Here is a 19,593-nt window from a genome sequence, read left to right on the forward strand (position 1 = left end):
TGTGGATTTCTCGCGTACGAGTAACAGGCGGCTTTCTCAGCGGAATCGACATTTCGTTGAGCCGTGGGTTGAACGTCATTATCGGTCCACGTGGTGCAGGGAAGACCACCCTACTTGAGCTGATTCGACATGCCGTTGGCGCCACGCACGCTGACGGTCGAAATCAAAAGCAATACCAAGAATTTCTCCGTGCGGTCTTGGGTGCAGGTGAAATCATCGTGGATCTGGAGTCGGAAGCCGGAGGGCGGCACCTTGTTGTCGACGTCAAAGGAGGCGGACAAAGACCTGATCTATCGAACTCTGTACTCGTCCTTGGACAGAGTGAGTTGGAGCGAATTGCTTCAGATGCTTCGAATCGGCTAAACCTACTCGATCTCAGAACAGGGTCAGCGGCGACCGCTCCCAATCGGGAACCGGCGGGCACTCTCACGAAGGCTATGTTCGCTCTGCGAACCGAGATTGAAGCTTTGACAGAGGAAGCAGCTAAGCGCGAACGGCTGAGCCTCGATCGGGAGGTCCTCTCGGCACAGGAAGCTGCACTGATCGGGGACCGTGATACAGAATTATCTGAGCAACGTGATGGTCTGCGCCATATAGAGCAGATGCTTATAAATAGCTCGCAAGCAATCCACTCGTTGAGTCTCGCCCAGAGAGATCTTAACGACATCAGTTCCGTGCAAAAATCTCAAACGGGAAGGATCGCTTCGCTACAAGAGATAATCTCGGAAGTACCAGAAGCGCGGGAAGTACTTGCACTGGTGGAAAAGGTTCACCATGCATCAAGCGACCTCCAGGAGTTATCTTCTCTGATAAAGGCCCGCTTGATGACAATGGAGACAACTATCCGCGAAGATAACATCTCGCTGCGGGAGACTGCCGCGCCGCTGCGGGCCATACTCGAGGAGACTGAGAGCGGTTTGGGACAAATCACAGCCCAAATAAGAAATATCGACTCTGAATTGCGATCGCTGGCTGAGAATGACAAACGTGTCGCCGTGCTAAAAGATCGCTATAACGAACTTTCCTCGGAGCGGTCCGAGTTTCTAGACGCAATTGAGTCGGCCGAAGAAGAACTTTTCCGGAGAAGAGATAAAGTAGCCCGGGAGACCACGGCTCAGATTGCTACCAACGTGATCATCGTGATTGAGCATCTAGGTGACGGGCGCGCGTTCAGAGACTTACTGGCTGAACTCCTGCGGGGTAGTAATACGCGCTCCACGTTGGTAGAGGTCGTAGCTGAGAGAGTGCTCCCACGGCAACTTCTTGAGCTGATTGAGAACAATGACTCCAGAGGCCTCGCAGCTGTAACAGGGTTACCCCAGGACCGAGCGGAGCGACTCATACAGATTTTGAACACAGAAGACTCCCTGCTCGCGCTTGCTACGGTTGCCTTACAGGATCGGGTCGACTTCAGATTACGGGACGGCGTTCTGGACAAAAGCGTCGACCAGCTCTCCACCGGGCAGAAATGCGCGGTGACCTTGCCCGTCATCCTTGCTGAAAACCATCGAACCTTGGTTTTGGACCAACCCGAGGACCATCTCGACAATGCATACCTTGTGGCGCACGTAGTCGAGGGCATCCTTAGCCGACGCGACGCCCAGACGATTGTAGCGACTCACAATGCCAACATACCGGTTCTCGGATCTGCAGAGAGAGTTTTTGTTCTGGGAAGCGACGGACAAAATGGCTATCTGGCGGTGTCGGGACGCTTTGATGATGACGCAATCGTGGAACATATCACAGGACTCATGGAGGGTGGCCGCGAAGCTTTCGCAAAACGATCAGAATTCTACTCAGCACATCAGCTAGGGAATCCGAACGTTGAACGTTGAAGATTTGTCCCGTCTCTTGACCTCTTCGCCCAACGATCGCGCCAGGGCGATCAGCTGGCTGAAACAGAATCCTACGGATATCAGTGGCCGTGACCTCATGCGCGCACTGCAGCTTGAGACTGTTCCTCGCCTACGCAGGACCCTCAACGAAATCGTGGAGGCGAGGCAGCAGGTTCGGTCAAAAGCCGCAGTTGAGGAGGCACCAGAACAAAGCGAATCGATGCGCTCCTCAGCTGGTTTCGATCTAGGCGGATTAATAAGACACGAACTTTCACCGGCTATCGGGTGGGTCCGGCTAGCGGCGGACGACGAGATTGCGGAGTTCGAAGGCAGCAAGACCGATTCCTCCATCAAGAAGCTTCAACTACGCATTGATGGGTTGGTGGCGCTGATCAAGGAAGTAGAAGGCATAAGCGTTCAGCCTCTGTCTTTACTAGATGCATTACGGGAAGCTTGGCCGCAGCACGATAGCATGCCCACAATTAGGCCGGCGGTGGACCCGACGAACATCGAAGTTCATACGGATGTAAGCCTTTTTTCATTACTTTTAGCAAATGCCTATCAGAATGCTATAGAAGCATCAAAAGAGGCTAGAGGAACACCAGACGTTAACGTTATGTGGGGCCGCACCTCCGACCGATTCTGGGTACGAATCTCCAATCCCTTCAACGGGGCTTCCTTCTCGAAGGAAGATGTACTTCGAGTTGGTGCATCGTCGAAAGCAGCACACCAAGGTCAGGGCGTGACCCTCATGCAGTCTGTTGCACAGAGACTGGGTATCGATTTCAACCTTGTCGGCCAAGGCGGAGTGGCAACCGCCACAATCACAGGGGAGATCACGAATGAGTAAGCCACTCGCTGTGCTAGTTGAAGACAACCAAGAGCAAATTGATATATCGACGAAGATACTCGAGGCGGCTGACTTTGCGGTTCGAGTATTCAACCATTTACAGTCGTCACTCGAGTATTTGGAGAACACAGACGACTTCGTAGACCTTTTCGTGCTGGACCGGCGCCTACCGATGCTGCCCGGGAACGCTGCCACAGACGAATTCGGGGACGCATTGTTTGACGAAGTGCGCAAACAATATCCCGATGCTATGGTGATCGTCTTCACGGGTTATGCAGACGTCGAACTCCTACAAAATGCCATGCGAGGGAGCGGCCAGATCCCCGTTCGTTTACAGGATCCGATTGATCGCATAACCGTTCTAACGAAGGACCAATCGCTTGAGTTCAAGCGGCTAGTTCGTACATTTAGATCGCTGCTCGCAGAATTGGATGACATTGAGTTGCACGCAGATGTATCGGGGCGGGCTTTCGAGCTGCTTGACCAACGATTTCTGAGACGCGCCGCTTATGAATTTAGCGCAGCGTCAATCATTCCTGAATTTCTGGGAGGCGGCCTTACGGGCGCAAAAGTATGGAAGTGTCGCTTCAACAGTAGAGCCGGGCATGTCGCTAACGTGGTGATAAAAGAGGTCGATAAACCCTACTCGCTTGGCGGGCTCCAGGACGTGTTGCCCTTGAAGCACGCTGCGGTGGCTCGTGCGGAACTCACCGGGCTAATCCACGGGGCGAGGATTGCAGTGCTACAACTCGTTGGTGATGATCCGCGTACTCTGTCCAAAGTCCTCGAGCAAGACGTCACGCTAGCGTGCGAGTCCCTGAAAATTGTTGCACACGTTCTAGATGAGATAAGTGAGCAGTCCTCCACTATTACTTTCGGCGAACTTGTGAGTCCACTCATTACCGAAGATAAACTCAATGCGGTCTTGGAAGCTCGCGGACTTCCGGTGCCGTCGAACAATATGAGCGTCACTTCAAGACTCGGTCTCCGGCACGGCGACCTTCATCCCTCGAACGTGATGATGAACTTCGATGACCCGGTCCTGATCGACTTTGACAGCAGCTGTTTTGGAGCCGCCCTGCTCGATCCCGTCGTGATGCTCCTGTCCACGCTTGTGCATCCGGCTTCGCCCCTCCGCGGGGCTCAGTGGCCGACCCCGACCGAGATAGCCGAGAAGTTCGGAGAACCGGATTTTGGTTCTTCTGGGAAGTACAAGGCCTGGTTCTGCACCGCTGCTGAATGGGTGGAGAGGCGAAAGTCGGGCTCAAGGGAGTTTTGGGGCCTTGTACTCGCTTTTAGTGTCCGACAAGTCGAGTACTCGGACGTTCGTAACGATAGCGATGTGCTTGAGCGGGTTGAAGCCCTTATAAGTAAGTCGGCCAACAGGCTACAAAACCCCTGAATAACCTGGACGTTGACCACAGGGTATCGGCGATGGCCGTCGTTCGAGATTCACAACGGCTCCCAGCCGATGCACAGGGTGGCAGCCCTTCAAGAATTACTCGATCCTCGCGGGAGTTCGACCTTGCATGTCTATGCAGTGCGGAAACCGCGGTAGCGCGAGCTGGTTGCGGCAGTAAGAGGTACAAAACTAAGCCGTCAAGCCACCTCTTCCCCTCGGAATTTCTCGTACATGCCCATCGAGCGGAGCACGTCGATGAACTCAGGCAGCTTGTCCGAGGACAGCAGCCAACCGATCCCCTTCGCGTGCTGCTCGCCGGCTTCGATGATGGTGTCCTCGACAGTCCGGATGATCTTCGGCGACGAGTAGAAGTCCGTCTTGAGGTTCGCCTGAGCCTGGCCGCGCAGAACGTCGTTCTCCAGGGCCTTATTCAGCACCGTCTCGGCGACTGACAACTGATCGGCATCAGACAACCCCGACCCCTCGAAGAACCCATTCACCTGCTCGATGATCTCCGCCCAGCGCACCTTCTGCGGATCGTGCGCAGTCCCGGAACCAGCCTCGCGGACGGGGTCCAGCAGCTCCGCCTCCCCCTCGGCCAACCGCAGGTCTGCCTTCTGTTGCTTCTGCAGCTTGTAGTGGGTCATAACCACCTCGGACAGGTCAATCCGGTCACGGTTCTGGTTGTCCGCCCGAATGACGCGGATCAGCAGGCGGTAGAAGATGGACCGCTTCTCCAGGTCGGTGTCCTGGTAGTCGATGATCTGGGACAGGAAGTCGTACGCCCGGATGAAGCTCCCCAGGTCCTTGCGGAACATGTCGAGCGCATCCTGGGCGGCCTTGTCTCCAGCCTCCACAGCAGCGCGGTACCTCTCCCGGAACACCGAACGCGCCGGAGCAACGGAAGCATTAAGCTCCTCGTGGCTCACCTTTCCGACCCAAGCAGCAACCGCCCGCTCAACATCACTCGAATCGTAAATACCCGATCCGTCGAGCTTGGTCTGCAGGTCGTGCACAATATCCGGATCCGTCACCCCGGAGAGCTCCGCCTCCGTGTGGTACTGCTTGAACGCGGCGAGGATCTCCTCCGGCTCGTTGACGAAGTCCAGTACATAGGTCTGGTCCTTGGCCTCGGTCACCCGGTTCAGTCGGGACAGCGTCTGGACAGCCGAAATCCCGGACAGCTTCTTGTCCACATACATGGCCACCAGCAGCGGCTGGTCGAACCCGGTCTGGAACTTGTTGGCCACCAGCATGATCTGGAACTCGTCCGTCGCAAACGCCTGCGGCAGCTCGCGCGCTTTCAGCCCCGGATTCATATTCGTCTCAGTGAAACCTGACGGCCCGGACTCGGGATCATTCACCTCCCCCGAGAACGCCACCAGCGCCGCCAGGTCCCGGTACCCCTTCTCGGCAATGTACTTGTCGATCGCCAGCTTGTACCGTACGGCTTCCTTGCGCGACCCTGTCACCACCATCGCCTTCGCCCGCCCCGACAGATGGTGGCGCACATTCGAGCGGAAATGCTCAACGACGATCGCGACCTTCTGGCTGATGTTGTATGGGTGCAGCTTCACCCACCGCATCAGCTCCTTGACGGCCTCCGACTTCTCAATGACCGCGCCGTCCTGGTCATAATCCACCCCGTTGTGCGCCAGCTTGAACGCGAGCTTGTACGGCGTGTAATTCTTCAGCACATCGAGGATAAACCCCTCCTCAATGGCCTGCTGCATCGAATACACATGGAACGGCCGCGGAAGCCCACTGGAGTCCTTGCGCCCGAATAGCTCCAGCGTCTTCGCCTTCGGCGTCGCCGTGAACGCGAAGAAGGAGATGTTCCTGCTCTCCGCCCGGCTGGTCATCTCCGCAGCAAGAATGTCCTCAGCGGTTACGACGACGTCGTCATCCTCATCCGGAGACTCCTCACCTGTGGTGGTGAGCACCTTCTTCAACGTCTTGGCCGCCTCGCCGGTCTGGGAGCTGTGCGCTTCGTCCGCGATGACCGCGTAGCTACGCCCAGCCAGGCCGGCGTTCTGCTCGATCGCCTGCAACGCGAACGGGAAGGTCTGCAGCGTGACGCCGATGATCTGCCGACCCGCGAGCAGCGCCTCCGACAACGCCGAGGACTTCGAACCACCGGCGGAGGTGATCGCCTCGAACACGCCCTGGGTCTTCTCCAGTTGCTGCACGGCCTCGCGGAGCTGGCCGTCCAGGACCTTGCGGTCGCTGATGACGATCACCGAATCGAAGACCTTCTCCCCCGCCTCGGTGTGCAGCGAATTGAGCCGGTGCGCCGTCCAGGCGATGGAGTTGGTCTTCCCGGACCCGGCCGAGTGCTGGATCAGATACCGCTGGCCGGGGCCTTCCGCGGCGGCAGTCTCGGCGAGCTGGTTCACGGCCTCCCACTGGTGGAACCGCGGGAACAGCAGCGACTTGTTGACCACCTTCTTGCCGGTGATCGGGTCGGCCTTCTTCTCCACCTGCAGATGCATGAACTTGCCCAGGATGGTCAGCCAGGAATCGCGCTGGAGCACCCGCTCCCAGAGGTAGCTGGTGGCCGAGCCGTGCGTGTTGTCAGGGTTGCCCTTGTGCCCGTTGTTGCCCATGTTGAACGGCAGAAACCGGGTCTGTGCGCCCTGCAGGTTGGTGGTCATGAAGGCTTCGTTGTTGGAGACGGCGAAGTGCACCAGTGCCCGGTGGCCGAAGGACAGCAGCGGCTCGGCCCGGCGGGACACCGGGTCCACGGGCAGGCGTGCGGTTTTGTACTGGTCCATGGCATCCTGCACCGTCTGGGTGAAGTCCGTCTTCAGTTCCATGGTGGCCACCGGCAGCCCGTTGACAAAGAACACCAGGTCCAGGCTGTTTTTGTTGTCCCCCGAGTAGAACACCTGCCGCACCACGCGGAGCCGCACGGCCGAGTAGTCGGCCACGGTTTTGGGGTTGAGACTGTCAGCCGGTTTGAACTGGCACATGGAAAAGGACGACGGCGTCACCTTGAATCCGTTACGCAGCACCGCCAGGGTGCCGCCACCGTTTTCCAGCGGGGTGTCGAGGACCTTGGTGAGGCGTTCGAGGATTCGCTTGAAGGACTTCGCCTGGACGTCTGGGCTGTCGGTGAGGTTGACGATTTTCCGGAACTGCTCCGGCTGGGTCTCCTCCAACCACGCGCGGACGTCATCCGGGTAGAGGGCGAGGGCCTTGTCGTAGCCTTTGTCGTCCGTGGTGTAGAGCCAGCCGTGAGCGGCGAGGTATCCGCAAAGCTCGCGCTCGAACTCTTTTTCGTTGTAGATGGCCATGGCTATGCAGCCCCCTTCGCAGCCGGGTGATCCCGGACGTCAATCTTCCCCGTCACCGCGGCCGAGATCAGTGCGGCCCGGCGCTCCTTCGACAGCTCGATAGCTTCCTTGGCGTCGGTAATGGCGGCGTCGATCTCGGCAGTCTCGCGGGCGAGGTAATTGGTGATCTGCTGCTGCTCGGAGAGAGGCGGAAAGGCGCCTACGATCTTCAGCAAGTTGGTGATTGAGAGCCTCGGTAATCCCGCACCTCGTACATAAGAGAGAACCTGCTCTCGCACCGGATTTGAACCGCACAGGTAGTCCAGGAAACGCGAACTCAGCTTGGCAGCGTGCGGGCTAATGATTATCAAGGACGACGCCACTACAAACGGTCGGTTCTCTTCCACCACAACAGTCCGGCCGACTGTCCCATCTTTGCTGAACAAGACGTCACCACACACCGGCTGACATCCTGTCCGGACCATATACTCGTATGTCGCTGGGGAAGTCTTCAGAGCGCCCTCGAAATCGATCCCTTCAGGCGAAACATCTCTCGTCGAGACGAAGTCGTAGACGCCCCCTTCTGTTTCAGGTGAAATGTGCGCGCCGTCAGTTACTTTCTTCATGAAATGCTTGAGCAGCGTTACCGACCAATGTGTCGGCACCTCCCCGAGCCATTCGACGCCGCTGTCTTTCATGGGGACGTTGGGGTCGAGGCCCTTGGTGACGGCTTGGGTGATGGTGGCGGCGCGCCGCTCGTTCAGCAGCCCGATGAGCTCCTGCTGATCCGCGATGAACGCATCGATCTCGGCCGTCTCGTGGCCGAGGAAGGCAGCAATCGCCAGCTGCTCGTCGAAACTGGGCGTGGGTAGTTGGATACGTACAAGGTCTGAAGCATTAATTGCTGGATAGCTAACGCCTACGGAGCGTCCGATAATCTGATCTATTACGGATCCAGTCAACACCGCATAGCGCAGAAACCCTTGGTGGACTGACGATGCGCGAAGTACCGCGAAGCCGGTTGACGCGATCAAATTTGGCAGTGGTTCATCAACTGAAGCAATGGCCTTCAAGTAGGTCCGCACCGTCGACACAAGTACATCACCGTTCCTCACGATCCGCCGGGCGCGAGAAGGCGCAGCACCGAAGTGGATGGGTTCGTGCAGCTTCACCCCGGAAAACTGGTCCACGTCAGAAATCTCGATGTACGTGATCTCAGTATCGGGCGGCACGGAATCGGCGAGAACTTCGTCGTTATAGGTCGCAAGGTACTTTATCGGCTTGGCGTCCCACCGCTCCGGTATCTGCCCCAGCCAATCCACGCCGCTGTCTTTGTACTGCGGGTATGCCCTCAACTCGGTCATACATGGACCTTTTCGAGGCGCGCGCGGATGCGGCCGAGGACGGCGTCGAGGTCGGCGTCGATCTCCTCCAGAGACCGCGGCTCCTGGTACTTGTAGAAATGCCTGGTAAACGGGATCTCGTAGCCAACCTTGGTCTTCGTTTCGTCGATCCAGGCGTCGGGGGCGAACGGCTTCACCTCGCGGTCGAAATACTCGTGGATGTCCTCGTTGAGGGGGACGTTTTCGGTGTCGCGCAGGTCGGGGTCGGCTTCCGCGCGGCCCTTGGCGTCGGTGCAGACATCAGCGTCGTCGTCGCGTGCCGCCAAGCCGGTTGCCAGTGCTTTGTACTGTGCGGAGGTGAGTGACAGCCCGGCGTCGCGCACGGCTTTCCGTAGCTCAGCCGTGAAGTCCTCGCGGTTGGTCCAGACTTCGTCCTGGTCCATGGCTCCGAGGCCTTCCCGCAGTTCGGCTACCTGGCGCTCCCCCAGCTTGGCGACTGCTTTCACTGCGAGCGCTTCGCCTATCCGTTCCTCGGTGACGGCGAAGTTCAGGCGCAAGGGCCGCTCGACTGTGATGGTCCTGTACCCGAAGTCCTGGTTCCGGAAGATCTTGCTGTAGCCGCCGTCGTCGTCGTAGTTTCCATACAGCTTCACAATCCGGTCAATATCCGACGTGCCCAGCTGTTTGCGCTTGGAGCCGAGGCTCTTGCGCATCTTCTCGAAGAAGCTGGTGCCGTCGATGAGTTGGACGGTGCCCTTGCGTTCGGCGGCCTTGCGGTTGGTGAGGACCCAGACGTAGGTGGCGATGCCGGTGTTGTAGAACATGTCCGTGGGTAGGGCGATGATGGCTTCGAGGAGGTCGTGCTCCAGGACGTAGCGGCGGATCTCGGACTCGCCGGAGCCGGCGCCGCCGGTGAACAGCGGTGAGCCATTGAGGACGATCGCCGCGCGACCGCCGCCGTCGCGCGCTGGGCGCATCTTCTTGATCAGGTGGAGCAGGAACAGCAGCGAACCGTCCGAGACGCGGGGCAGGCCGGGGCCGAAGCGACCGTCGTAGCCCTGTTCGCGGTACTCCTTCTCGACGATGGGCTGGGCTTTCTTCCAGTCGACGCCGAAGGGCGGGTTGGAGAGGCAGTAGTTGAAGGTCTTGCCGAGGTGGCCGTCCTCGATGAGGGTGTCCCCGAGGACGATGGCGTCCACGTCCTGGCCCTTGATGACCATGTCGGCCTTGCAGATGGCGTAGGACTCGGGGTTGATCTCCTGGCCGGCGAGCATGAGGGTGGCGTCCGGGTTGCCGTCGCGGATTCTTTCCTCGGAGACGGAGAGCATGCCTCCCGTGCCGGCTGTGGGGTCGTAGACGGAGCGGACGATATTGGGCTGGTGGAGGTCCTCGTCGTCGGGCGCGAAGAGCAGGTCCACCATGAGGTGGATGACCTCGCGCGGGGTGAAGTGCTCACCGGCGGTCTCGTTGGAGGTTTCCGCGAACTTGCGGATGAGTTCCTCGAAGATCAGGCCCATCTCGGCATTGGAGACGTTATTGGGATGGAGATCCACGCCGGCGAACTGCTGGACGATGAGGAAGAGCAGGTTGTGGTCGTGGAGTTCCTCGATGCGCTCCTCGAGCTTGTACTTCTCGAAGATGTCGCGGACATTGTCCGAGAAGCCGCGGACGTAGTCCAGGAGGTTACCGCGGATGTTGTCGGCGTCGCCGGTGAGCTTGGCGAAGTCGTAACGGGAAGTGTTGTAGAAGGCGTGGCCGGACTTGCGCGGCAGGAGGACGGTCAGCGGGATGGCGCCGTCCTTCTTGGCGTTGTACTCGTCGAGAACTTGGCTCTTGGTCTCGGCGAGGACCGCGTCGATGCGGCGCAGCACCGTAAACGGCAGGACGATGGAGCCGTACTGGTGCGGGCGGTAGGAGCCTCGGAGCAGGTCCGCGATGTTCCAGATGAAGTTGGCGTAGTTGTTGGGTGCTGCTGATGGCACGACTGTGTCCCCCGGTGGTTCTGTGTTGCGCTTGGTGTCATGGTACCGCCGAGGTACCCCAGATCGACGGCCAAGGTCGCAGAAGCGCTGAGTGCTAGCTGCTGAAACCTCTCTGGAAGCCGAACATGTCGATGACCTTCGCTTTAGGTAAGCAACGGTCGGTGAGCTCCCCCTGGAAGTCAAGAGTGGTGAACCGCTCGGACAGCGTGTCGATCTCGCCCTGGTGTTCCGCGTAGAACTCACCGAGCTGAGTCAAAGACCGTGTCCCGACGGCGCGGAATGCGGCCTTGTCTGACTTCGTATCGGCCAGCGAACGAAATCCCTTCACGAAGTACGAATCGAAGGAAGGCAGCACTCCCCAAGTGCCCATCATCACTTTGGTGACCAGCGTTCTGGAGGAGCCGCCGTCAGGAAGGAGTGCAGTTCGGAGATCCGAGTACGCCCGAAGTATCAGTTCTTGCGTGTCCGGCTCGGGATAGTGCTGCGGTGTGAGTGCTCGCATCTCGGCGTTATATCGCTCGATGACGTCGACGGCGTCGGCATAGTGGCGAGCATTCGTCTCCCGAAACAGGTAGGAGGACCCTCTCAGCATCCCCCAACTCGCCAGATAGTAGCCAAGCTGAAGGCAACTCAACTCAAGGTTTCTCGAAGGGGTCAGACTGCTTTGAAAATGGTTGAAGCAGAAGTCCCAGCTACGTTCTCGGCCGTAGGTTCGAGTCGGGACCCCTTCACTGTGCCTAAGGAACGTTTCGACCGACTTCGTGATTTCGCCGTGCTTGAGCTTCCGCATGGTGAGCAGACTAGTTCTGTTTGTTCAAAGCCGCAGAGCCGCACGTCGATAAGCCGGGAGCCAGACCTTGGTTCGGCGCGTGACAAGCGTGCTAGGACGATAGGCTGGCCAGCAATGCAATTTGCAGCTTGAACAGAGGCCCGGGGGCGCAACGTGGTGAACATGTGGGGTATTCATAACGACGCTTTGTCGAGTGAGCTCGTAGAAGAAGGATTCGTCAGCATCGGATGGGACGCTATCCCGGATATCCGCTCCATCGGGAACGACCGCGAGCTCCTGAAACTGACGCTTGAGCGTGCGTACCCGGAAGCGAAAGCCGGCGCCATCCCAGTATGGGCAGGGATCCTGCGACGCTTTGCTTTCGAGATGCAGAAAGGCGATATGGTCATCGCCCCGCACAAAGCGGACAGCACTCTGAATTTCGGCGTCGTCACCGGCGACTACGAGTATTACGCCGGTCTCCAAGTGCACCCACATCGCCGAACTGTCCGCTGGATAAAGACAGGCGTATCCCGCGGGCTGTTCCCGCAGAAGGCACTGTACGAAATCGGCTCGGCCATGACGTTATTCCGAGTCAAGAAGAACACTGCCATATTCCAAGGCTTCCTGGAATCTGGTGCCTCAGACGTTGCTGTGGAAGAGCCGGACGAAACCTCTGTCGAGCGAGCCGATGATTGGGTTGAGACCGAACCCAGCGCTGCTCGCCTGGATCAGTTCACCCACGACTTCATACTGAAAACACTTCTGCAGGATCTCTCTCACGAGGAATTCGAGTACTTCACGGCTGACCTTCTACGCGCGATGGGCTACCAGGCCCGGGTGACCCCTTACTCCTCCGACGGCGGGGTCGACGTTATCGCGCATCGCGACCCGCTCGGCTTGGAACCTCCCGTGATCAAGGTTCAGTGCAAACACAGCAGCGCACAGCAGTCCCGGCCGGATGTTCAGCGTCTGAGCGGCACTCTGGCTCACGGTGAACTTGCATTGTTCGTGTGTCTCGGAAGTTTCAGTAAGGATGCAGTGGGGTACGAACGAGAACGCCAAAGCCTGCGCCTTCTCACAGGTGCAGACGTCGTGAAGCTCACGCTCGAACATTACGAGCGGCTCAGCTCGGAATGGCAGAACCGCATACCGCTCCGTCAGGTTTACGTGGTGGATCGAGCTGCAGAAGGACGCTGACACCCTTGACGCCGTAGCGAAGGAACTTGCCTCGACTAGATCAACTGCGCCAACGATTTGATCGAAGCCAGCATCTCCTCAGGGCTCCGATCAAGATCAACGGCATGGCAGTGAATCCGCGTACCCATCCCCATGATCTGATGAATGCGCGGTTTCTCCTCGCCGCTCGCATAGATCAGATGCCCATCCGACAGTCCGTAGCGGACGCAGTAGGCAAGCATCTGATACACGTCAGGGTTCGGATACTGCTCGAAGCGCACCGCCTTGTATTTGGCGTCGAGTACGGCTCTCACTCCGCCGCTCTGGGACCAGACAATGTCCGGGCGGAGAGCGAGAAGACTACCCTCATCCAAACATTCCCCGGTCCGCTGCAGCTCCACCACTCCCCCGCGCCCCTCCAAAGAAGCCTTCAGCGTCGCTCCAAGGAAGTCCTCGAAGATCTGCCACATGTCGAAAAGGTAGGCAGTTGCTGCTGTGTCACCCGCGCGGTGTTCCACCGATGCGTATCGAAGAATCAGGGAAGCGAGGCCCAGAGCGTTTCGATAGTGCCTGTTCAGCCGAGTGAAGTGCACTTTCGGAACTGCACTTCCCCCAGCGAGGCTGCTCACGCCGTCGAATCGGTTGAGCAGGTGCCGCAACCGTCGCCGCTCGGACATGCCGATCGCAGGTAGTGACAGGAGTATCCGCGCCGCCGATCGCAGCATCCTGTTTTCTGGGATGTCTTCCGTATATTCATCGACGATGATTTCGGCCGGCAGGACGAGCCCTCCACGCCGGGTGATCTGTGCCGATAGATCGAGCCGGCCGCGAACCATCGACGATGATTCCTCACGGGTCTGGTATCCCCTGATTAGTCCTCGGCTGATAGCCGATTCGCTGTGGATTAGGAAGGCCCGGACGAGTGCCGGTAGTAGCGACTTGTCTTCATCCACGGCCACCGCATGGTCCAGCCAGAACTCCCGATCGAGCGCATACCCCATCATGAAGAACAGCCGCCCTACCGGCACCTTCGGCCGGATCTCAATTTGCAGGCCAGCGATCTGGACAATGCCCACCTTTCGAACGCGCTCGACACGCCAGGAACCGTCGGGCTGCGGTTTAAAGGTGGCTACATCGAGACCGGCCAATGTGATGGCGACATCAGCTGGCAGGCACAGAACCTGCGGCTGCTGTGTCTCTTGAAGGACAATTCGTTCCATTAGAATGTCTGCGCATCCGGCTCCAGCGTTTCCCGCTCCTGTGCGTTCACCACACCTGCGTCTCCCTCTGTCGCCTGCGCCCGTTGTTTCAGGACGGCTCGTAGTGCAGGAAGCCCATACTTTTTGCTGAGGTCCAGCCGTTGACCATAATGATGCTCTTCCAATAGCGGCATAATCTCGTGTTCCCATACTTGGCGCAGAGTGTCCTCATCCAACCGCTTGTCCTTGGGCATCAGGTATGACGGACCGATACGGAAATCCGGGTCCTCGATCATCAAATTGAGTTGCTTCAACAGCGGGGCAGCTTCTTGATTCTGCTGATTCGCAGCCAGCCAACGGGGAAGTACACCGGAGACAGGCTCGATATCTGGATGGAGCTCGACGAAAGCGAACCTTCGGCGCATTGCGGCGTCCATGAGCGCGATAGATCGGTCGGACGTGTTCATTGTCCCGATGATGAACAAGTTCTCTGGTAGCTCGAACGGCTCGGAGCTGTACTGGAGGTTGATCTGTCGACGACGGTACTCAAGGAGAAAGTAGAGTTCGCCGAATATTTTCGCCAGGTTTCCGCGGTTGATCTCGTCGATGACGAGCACGTAGTTGTACTCGGGATTTTCTAGAGCCTCGTCGACCATGCGACGGAGGGGGCCGTGGGTGAGCTTGTAGCTAAGTTGCCCGTGTTCGTCGGTGACAGGGCGATAGCCCTCAAAGAAGTCCTCGTAGCTGTAGCTCGGGTGGAACTGGACGAGGCGAGTGTATCTCTCGTTTCCCGTGACGTAGTCGGCGATAGCCATTGCGAGGTACGTTTTGCCTGTGCCGGGAGGGCCGTAGTAAATCACCTGCCGACGCCGCTCCAGTAACTCCAGTTGTTTCTGAAGCCATGGGACCGGGATGTGCACTTTCTCGGCGAGTGTTTGCGAAGCTGCGGGGAAGGGGCGTCGGCTCAGTTCCGGAGCCACCGGAAGTTCGTCCTCTTCTTCCTCGCTGTCACCTCGGTTCGACTCATCACTACCCGATACGCTGAATGTCGGGTCCCACTTTGTCCGGTATTGCTCGTCGTAGTAGTCGACATGGGCGTCAGTTTTCTGCTGGAGAGCAATTGTGATCGCAAAGAGATCCCGATCTATGTCCCCGCTCGTTCCTGAAATTTCTCCTATGAACGTATCCCGAATCTGCTGTTTCTTTACCGCAGAGAAGACATTGATGAACGACTCTGGATGAACGAGGTACAGCAAGGCGCTGCGCTGAGTGGGGATATTTTTACCGGGAATGGAAAGCACGAAGCGCTTCCATGCCCAAGGGTCCATCAGCAATTCATCCTGCTCCTCCGGATCCTTCTCCAGCCAACTGCCAAGCAGGTTCAGGAGCAGTACAACTGTCCAGTACTGATCGTTCACCATGGTCCGACCCGGGTTGGCGACACCCGCGCTGAACGCCGACGCTATCTCGGCCGGAACCTGCACAGGGTGTCGCATAGTGTTGAGCGCAGTCGTCACACGTTCATCTTTAGCCCGCTTGCCGATCGCCCGTGCCAATGGTAGGAACTGCCAGGTGATGATCTCAGCCATGAGGAGGCGCGCGTCGTCGGACACTGCTTCCATCTGTTCCGGCAATTTCTCTTTGAAGAGCTTGTCTGTCTCATCAGGCGTATCAATGAACGCGCGTTTCAGTTCCTCGAAGCACTCCTTCACCCACACCGAACGCCCCGGAGTGAATACAGACTCGTTCTCGCGCAAGCCACGTTCCACGAAGAGTTGCGCGACCTCCCGGATGCGGTCCTCGTCCGGGCTACGCGAAACGATCGTTGTTCGAAGCGCTTCAGCACGGTCCGCGAGACGCGTCTTTCGCTCAGCAGTGAGAATGCGGCGTAACTCTCGACGCAGCTCAGCCGAGTCGGGAAAAGTGTCTAGAGCAGCGATGCCGGCTTCCGTAATGCGCCAAACGCCATCCTTTTTGGTGATCCACCCCGCCCTCACCAGACTGCTGCTCTCGAAAGAGAAGGCAGCGTCACCGCGGAGTGTTCCACCCGAGAGTTGCCCCATTTCGTGGTCGCTAAGGGGTACGATCTCACGGACGCGTGGGAAGATCCCATCCTCGCTGTTGACGTTTGGGATACCGGCGCGATTCTGTTCCAGAAGCTTCAGCGCTGCGTAAATGCGAGCCCAAGTATTGTTCTTCGGCGTATCTGAATCAGACAATTCTTCCCCTTAGTTAGAACGGATCCCACCGCTGGGCAGGGACTGTAAATGCTGTTACCCGCGGCGGTTCTCTCCGAACGGATTCCACGCGTCGGCGGTATAACTCAGAAGGGCGCCCTGCCGCGCGCCCAAAAGCGTTTCCAGTCTCCCTTATGCCCCGTGGCTTGGAAGTCATCCATGTCCACGGTTCCGAATGGGTCTTCGAGATAGCGAACTTCGTCCGCAGCCGTCGCATCGGGATCTACCTGGACAAGCGCGAGACGATACCGCGGTCTAGCATTTTTCCCGGTAATGACCTCGTTATGGGTGACCCAGAAGTCAGTCGCTCCGGTAAGGCGCGCGGCGACCTTGATGCGGTACGTCTCCCCTGTAGCTGAGTCGATCGACAGAATGTCGTAACCGGGCGTGGCGGACGCCTGCACCTCGGGGAGCCGCCCAATGGCGCGCTCACGAGAGAGCACAAGTTCGATGCTGCGACGCTGAATGGAGGAAGATTCCACGCCTCGCGCTGGCGTACCGTCTGGCAACTCGGAGTCGAGCATCGCAGCAGGCAGTACCAGCGCAGCCGCGACGATGAGCGGCGGCTTGGTGGACATCTTTGCCTGCTGGTCGATGAGTTCGAGCCGGCGGTCGAGGCGCGCATGAAGGTCGTTGGCTTTGCGGGTCAAACTCTCAGATGACTCCTTCGGCTTCTCACCCAGGTTTTCCCTTTCGGAAGCTGCCACCGCGTCTGAGAGGATGCGTTCAATCTCGTGCTTGAGGCGCGATTCGACCAGGGCTCGCTGCTTCTCAAGCTCGTTCCTCCGACGAGGCTGCACTTCCGCGAGGTAATCCGGTAGTTCGTTCTCAATAATCCAGCTGACAGCTCGGGATTCCGCGTTATGCAACCAGGGAAGAGACTTCGCCTGCTGGACAGCGGCGGATTCCGGAGCAGCGGTGCAGTCGAGGTAAGGCGCTGGACCGGCGTCGACAACGGAGCCGTCCTCACCAACATAGGCATACCCGAATCTTCGCGCGACCGAAGCACCTAACGAATCCACGACCTCTTCGATGACGCCCACCAGCAGGCGGGGATCTTCGATGGTTCCTGAAACGAGTACGGTGCCACGGTTGAGAATGCCCGCCAGGGTCGTGACAGTATGTTCCATCACTGAATCATGGAGAGGGTGCCCCGGCGCAAGTAAATCGGCGTTTGCTCTCTCGTCAGCATGTACTCGATCAAGATCGAAAGTGACGCGCTCATATCGGCTGGCCGTGGGGCCATATTTGCCGTTACGCAGCACGGGCGGAACGTAGCTAATCTCATACCTCCCCTTTTCACGCCTTACGATCTTCCCCCCGAATCGTGTGAACGCCTCCTTGAACGCCAACTCGATATAGTGCGGTTGGAGACGTCTGGCGCGAGCTTCATCCATTGCTGCTCGGAGCTTCGCGAGATCCGCGTCGGATAAGTGCTCCGTGGCTAAAGCACGTTCAGCGAGGAGCTCGTCCAACCCCTCGGAAACGCTCTGGTCAATCACTCGATGCATACGCGCCTTAGTCTCAGGCAATTCGCCGTAGCGAATCGCCTCGATCAGCAACTCGCGCAATGGCGTGTCGGAAAACGCCGAACCCAGGACGTCGAACACGTTGCCACCGTATGCTTTGCGCTGCTCCTCGATCTTATTGAGCAACGCGGTGAAGACTTCGCCCTCGCGGGTATTTGCGGCTACGAGGTTCCACAAGCGGCACACCTCTGTCTGCCCGATACGGTGAATACGGCCGAATCGCTGCTCAATGCGGTTGGGATTCCATGGCAGGTCGTAGTTGACCATCAGATGGGCGGCCTGGAGATTCAAACCCTCACCCGCAGCATCCGTCGCCAACATGATTTGGCAATCGGGGTTCTTGGTGAACTCCTCGGTTACGGCGCGCCGTTCATTCCTACGCACGCCACCATGAATTGCGACGACAGCACCAGCTCGTCCAACGAGCTGGCTGATGCGCCCCATGAGATAGTTCAACGTGTCGCGGTGCTCGGTGAAAATAATGAGCTTGCGCGGCTTGCCATTGGAATCGAGCGGAATGACGTTGTCCTGAAGTATCAGGCTTAGTTCTGCCCACTTCTTATCGCCACCTCGGTCGCGTACTCTCCGCGCGACCTCCGCTAGCGCGTTGAGTTCGACGATCTCCGTCTCGAGCTCGGCGATCGTTTCTGCGGCCGTAGCAGCGTCGACCACATTTTCCTCAAGTTCCTCAAGATCCTCAGCGGAAATCTCGTCGTCGTCGATTTCGGAAGGCATGTACTTGTAGGGATCCGGGCGCAGGACGTCGCGATCGTCCCGATAAGTCGCATTTTCGATGCCCCGTTTGGTCAGTGCTAAGCGTTCTGCCCGGCGAACAAGGCTGCGATGAATGGCCTCCGGACTGGACGCGAGCCGCCGCTGCAGGACCGTCAACGCAAACCCGACCGTATTGCGCCGCTTTCCATCGAGCTGCGCTGCACGATTCATGCCGTTGCGGACATAGTCGGTTACCTGCTGGTAAAGCTCGTTTTCCAGCTCGGTCAGCTCATATGGAATTGACTCCGCGATGCGTTCCGGAAAAAGCTTACGACCTTCAAAGGTAAGGAGGTCTTCCTTAACCATCCGACGCATCACGTCACTGGTGTCGACCGAGGAGAAGCTTTTCCCCGCGAATCGGTCCCTATCGAGCAGGCTCAAGAAGAGCTGGAAATCCTCCTCCTTGCCGGAATGCGGTGTAGCCGTCATCAGGAGGAAATGACGGGCAATATCCCCAATCATCTCGCCGAGTTGAAAACGCTTCGTCTTCTCGAGTTTGTTGCCAAAATAGTGGGCTCCCATACGATGTGCTTCGTCAACAATCGCCAAATCCCAGTGACTGTCCCGCAACTGTTGCTGGAGGTCCTCATTTCGGGCGAGCTGATCCATGCGGGCGATGAGCAGCTGATGGTTTTCAAAAATGTTGTGGTTGAGCGTCGTATCGATCATCTGCGTGGTCAAAATTTCGAACGAAAGACCGAACTTGAAGAACAGCTCGTCTTGCCATTGCTCGACCAGACCACCAGGCGCCACGACAAGGCAGCGTTGAACGTCCTCACGAAGGATTAGTTCCTTGATGAACAAGCCGGCCATGATCGTCTTACCCGCCCCAGGATCATCCGCAAGCAAAAAGCGCAGCGGAGTTCTCGGCAACAACTCGCCATATACAGCGCGGATCTGGTGCGGGAGAGGCTGAACATTACTCGTTGCAACCGCGAGCATCGGGTCATACAAACCAGCAAGCTTGATTCTCTGAGCTTCGGCCACCGTTTTGAAGTCAATCGAAGAGGCGTCAAAAGGGCGACTCCCCGACGTCGATATGGCAAGCGAGTCCTCGTCGCGACGAAAAACGACCCGTTGCCCGAGCTCGCCGGAGGACGTCTTGTACGTCAACTCAACCGCGTCCGGACCGTGGGGCTGTCCGAAAATGACCTGCACAACTTCGTGCGGTACGACGCCGGTAAGTTGCAGGCCCGAAACGAGCTCCTCTAGCTTCATT

11 protein-coding genes are annotated in these 19,593 nt (G+C 58.2%); 4 read left to right on the top strand and 7 right to left on the bottom strand.

Translation table 11 applies throughout. The features are described 5' to 3' along the window. The first annotated feature begins 68 nt into the window (after nt 1-68). Genes ACZ2GY_RS14505 through ACZ2GY_RS14515 form a run of 3 tightly spaced genes read left to right on the top strand, consistent with a single transcriptional unit; the run spans nt 69 to nt 4,087 of the window. The gene (locus ACZ2GY_RS14505; protein WP_471672229.1) at nt 69-1,835 is read left to right on the top strand and encodes an ATP-binding cassette domain-containing protein; all 1,767 of its coding nucleotides are present in this window, start codon (nt 69-71) and stop codon (nt 1,833-1,835) included. Then, nucleotides 1,825-2,685 carry an ATP-binding protein gene (locus tag ACZ2GY_RS14510; protein ID WP_471672230.1) on the top strand — a complete coding sequence of 287 codons (861 nt, stop codon included), beginning with the start codon at nt 1,825-1,827 and terminating at the stop codon, nt 2,683-2,685. Before ACZ2GY_RS14505 ends, ACZ2GY_RS14510 begins: the two co-directional genes overlap by 11 nt. After that, the gene (locus ACZ2GY_RS14515; protein WP_471672231.1) at nt 2,678-4,087 is read left to right on the top strand and encodes a phosphotransferase; all 1,410 of its coding nucleotides are present in this window, start codon (nt 2,678-2,680) and stop codon (nt 4,085-4,087) included. Before ACZ2GY_RS14510 ends, ACZ2GY_RS14515 begins: the two co-directional genes overlap by 8 nt. A gap of 197 nt (nt 4,088-4,284) precedes the next feature. Here ACZ2GY_RS14515 and ACZ2GY_RS14520 read toward each other — a convergent pair whose 3' ends face one another. The 4 genes from ACZ2GY_RS14520 to ACZ2GY_RS14535 form a co-directional block, all read right to left on the bottom strand. Further along, nucleotides 4,285-7,383 (bottom strand): type I restriction endonuclease subunit R, encoded by a 3,099-nt coding sequence (locus ACZ2GY_RS14520; RefSeq protein ID WP_471672232.1) that lies wholly within the window; start codon nt 7,381-7,383, stop codon nt 4,285-4,287. A 2-nt stretch (nt 7,384-7,385) separates the two neighbouring features. Continuing rightward, nucleotides 7,386-8,726: a restriction endonuclease subunit S gene (locus ACZ2GY_RS14525; protein ID WP_471672233.1), complete on the bottom strand. Its 1,341-nt coding sequence runs from the start codon at nt 8,724-8,726 to the stop codon at nt 7,386-7,388. After that, a complete protein-coding gene (locus ACZ2GY_RS14530) occupies nt 8,723-10,687 on the bottom strand; it encodes a type I restriction-modification system subunit M (RefSeq protein WP_471672234.1) in 1,965 nt (654 codons plus the stop codon). Before ACZ2GY_RS14530 ends, ACZ2GY_RS14525 begins: the two co-directional genes overlap by 4 nt. A 94-nt stretch (nt 10,688-10,781) precedes the next feature. After that, entirely contained in the window at nt 10,782-11,477 is a 696-nt protein-coding gene (locus tag ACZ2GY_RS14535; protein ID WP_471672235.1) for a hypothetical protein, read from the bottom strand. 162 nt (nt 11,478-11,639) lie between these two features. Here ACZ2GY_RS14535 and ACZ2GY_RS14540 point away from each other — a divergent pair, with 162 nt between their 5' ends. After that, entirely contained in the window at nt 11,640-12,656 is a 1,017-nt protein-coding gene (locus ACZ2GY_RS14540; protein ID WP_471672236.1) for a restriction endonuclease, read from the top strand. 35 nt (nt 12,657-12,691) lie between these two features. Here ACZ2GY_RS14540 and ACZ2GY_RS14545 read toward each other — a convergent pair whose 3' ends face one another. The 3 genes from ACZ2GY_RS14545 to ACZ2GY_RS14555 all read right to left on the bottom strand — a co-directional run bounded on the left by ACZ2GY_RS14545 (nt 12,692) and on the right by ACZ2GY_RS14555 (nt 19,592). Further along, entirely contained in the window at nt 12,692-13,855 is a 1,164-nt protein-coding gene (locus ACZ2GY_RS14545; protein WP_471672237.1) for an McrC family protein, read from the bottom strand. After that, nucleotides 13,855-16,053, bottom strand: coding sequence for an AAA family ATPase (locus ACZ2GY_RS14550; RefSeq protein ID WP_471672238.1), 2,199 nt, complete (start codon nt 16,051-16,053; stop codon nt 13,855-13,857). Before ACZ2GY_RS14550 ends, ACZ2GY_RS14545 begins: the two co-directional genes overlap by 1 nt. A 104-nt stretch (nt 16,054-16,157) precedes the next feature. After that, nucleotides 16,158-19,592 (bottom strand): helicase-related protein, encoded by a 3,435-nt coding sequence (locus ACZ2GY_RS14555; RefSeq protein ID WP_471672239.1) that lies wholly within the window; start codon nt 19,590-19,592, stop codon nt 16,158-16,160. Nucleotide 19,593: the final 1 nt, after the last annotated feature.

It is taken from the genome of Arthrobacter sp. KKT183, from assembly GCF_055657625.1.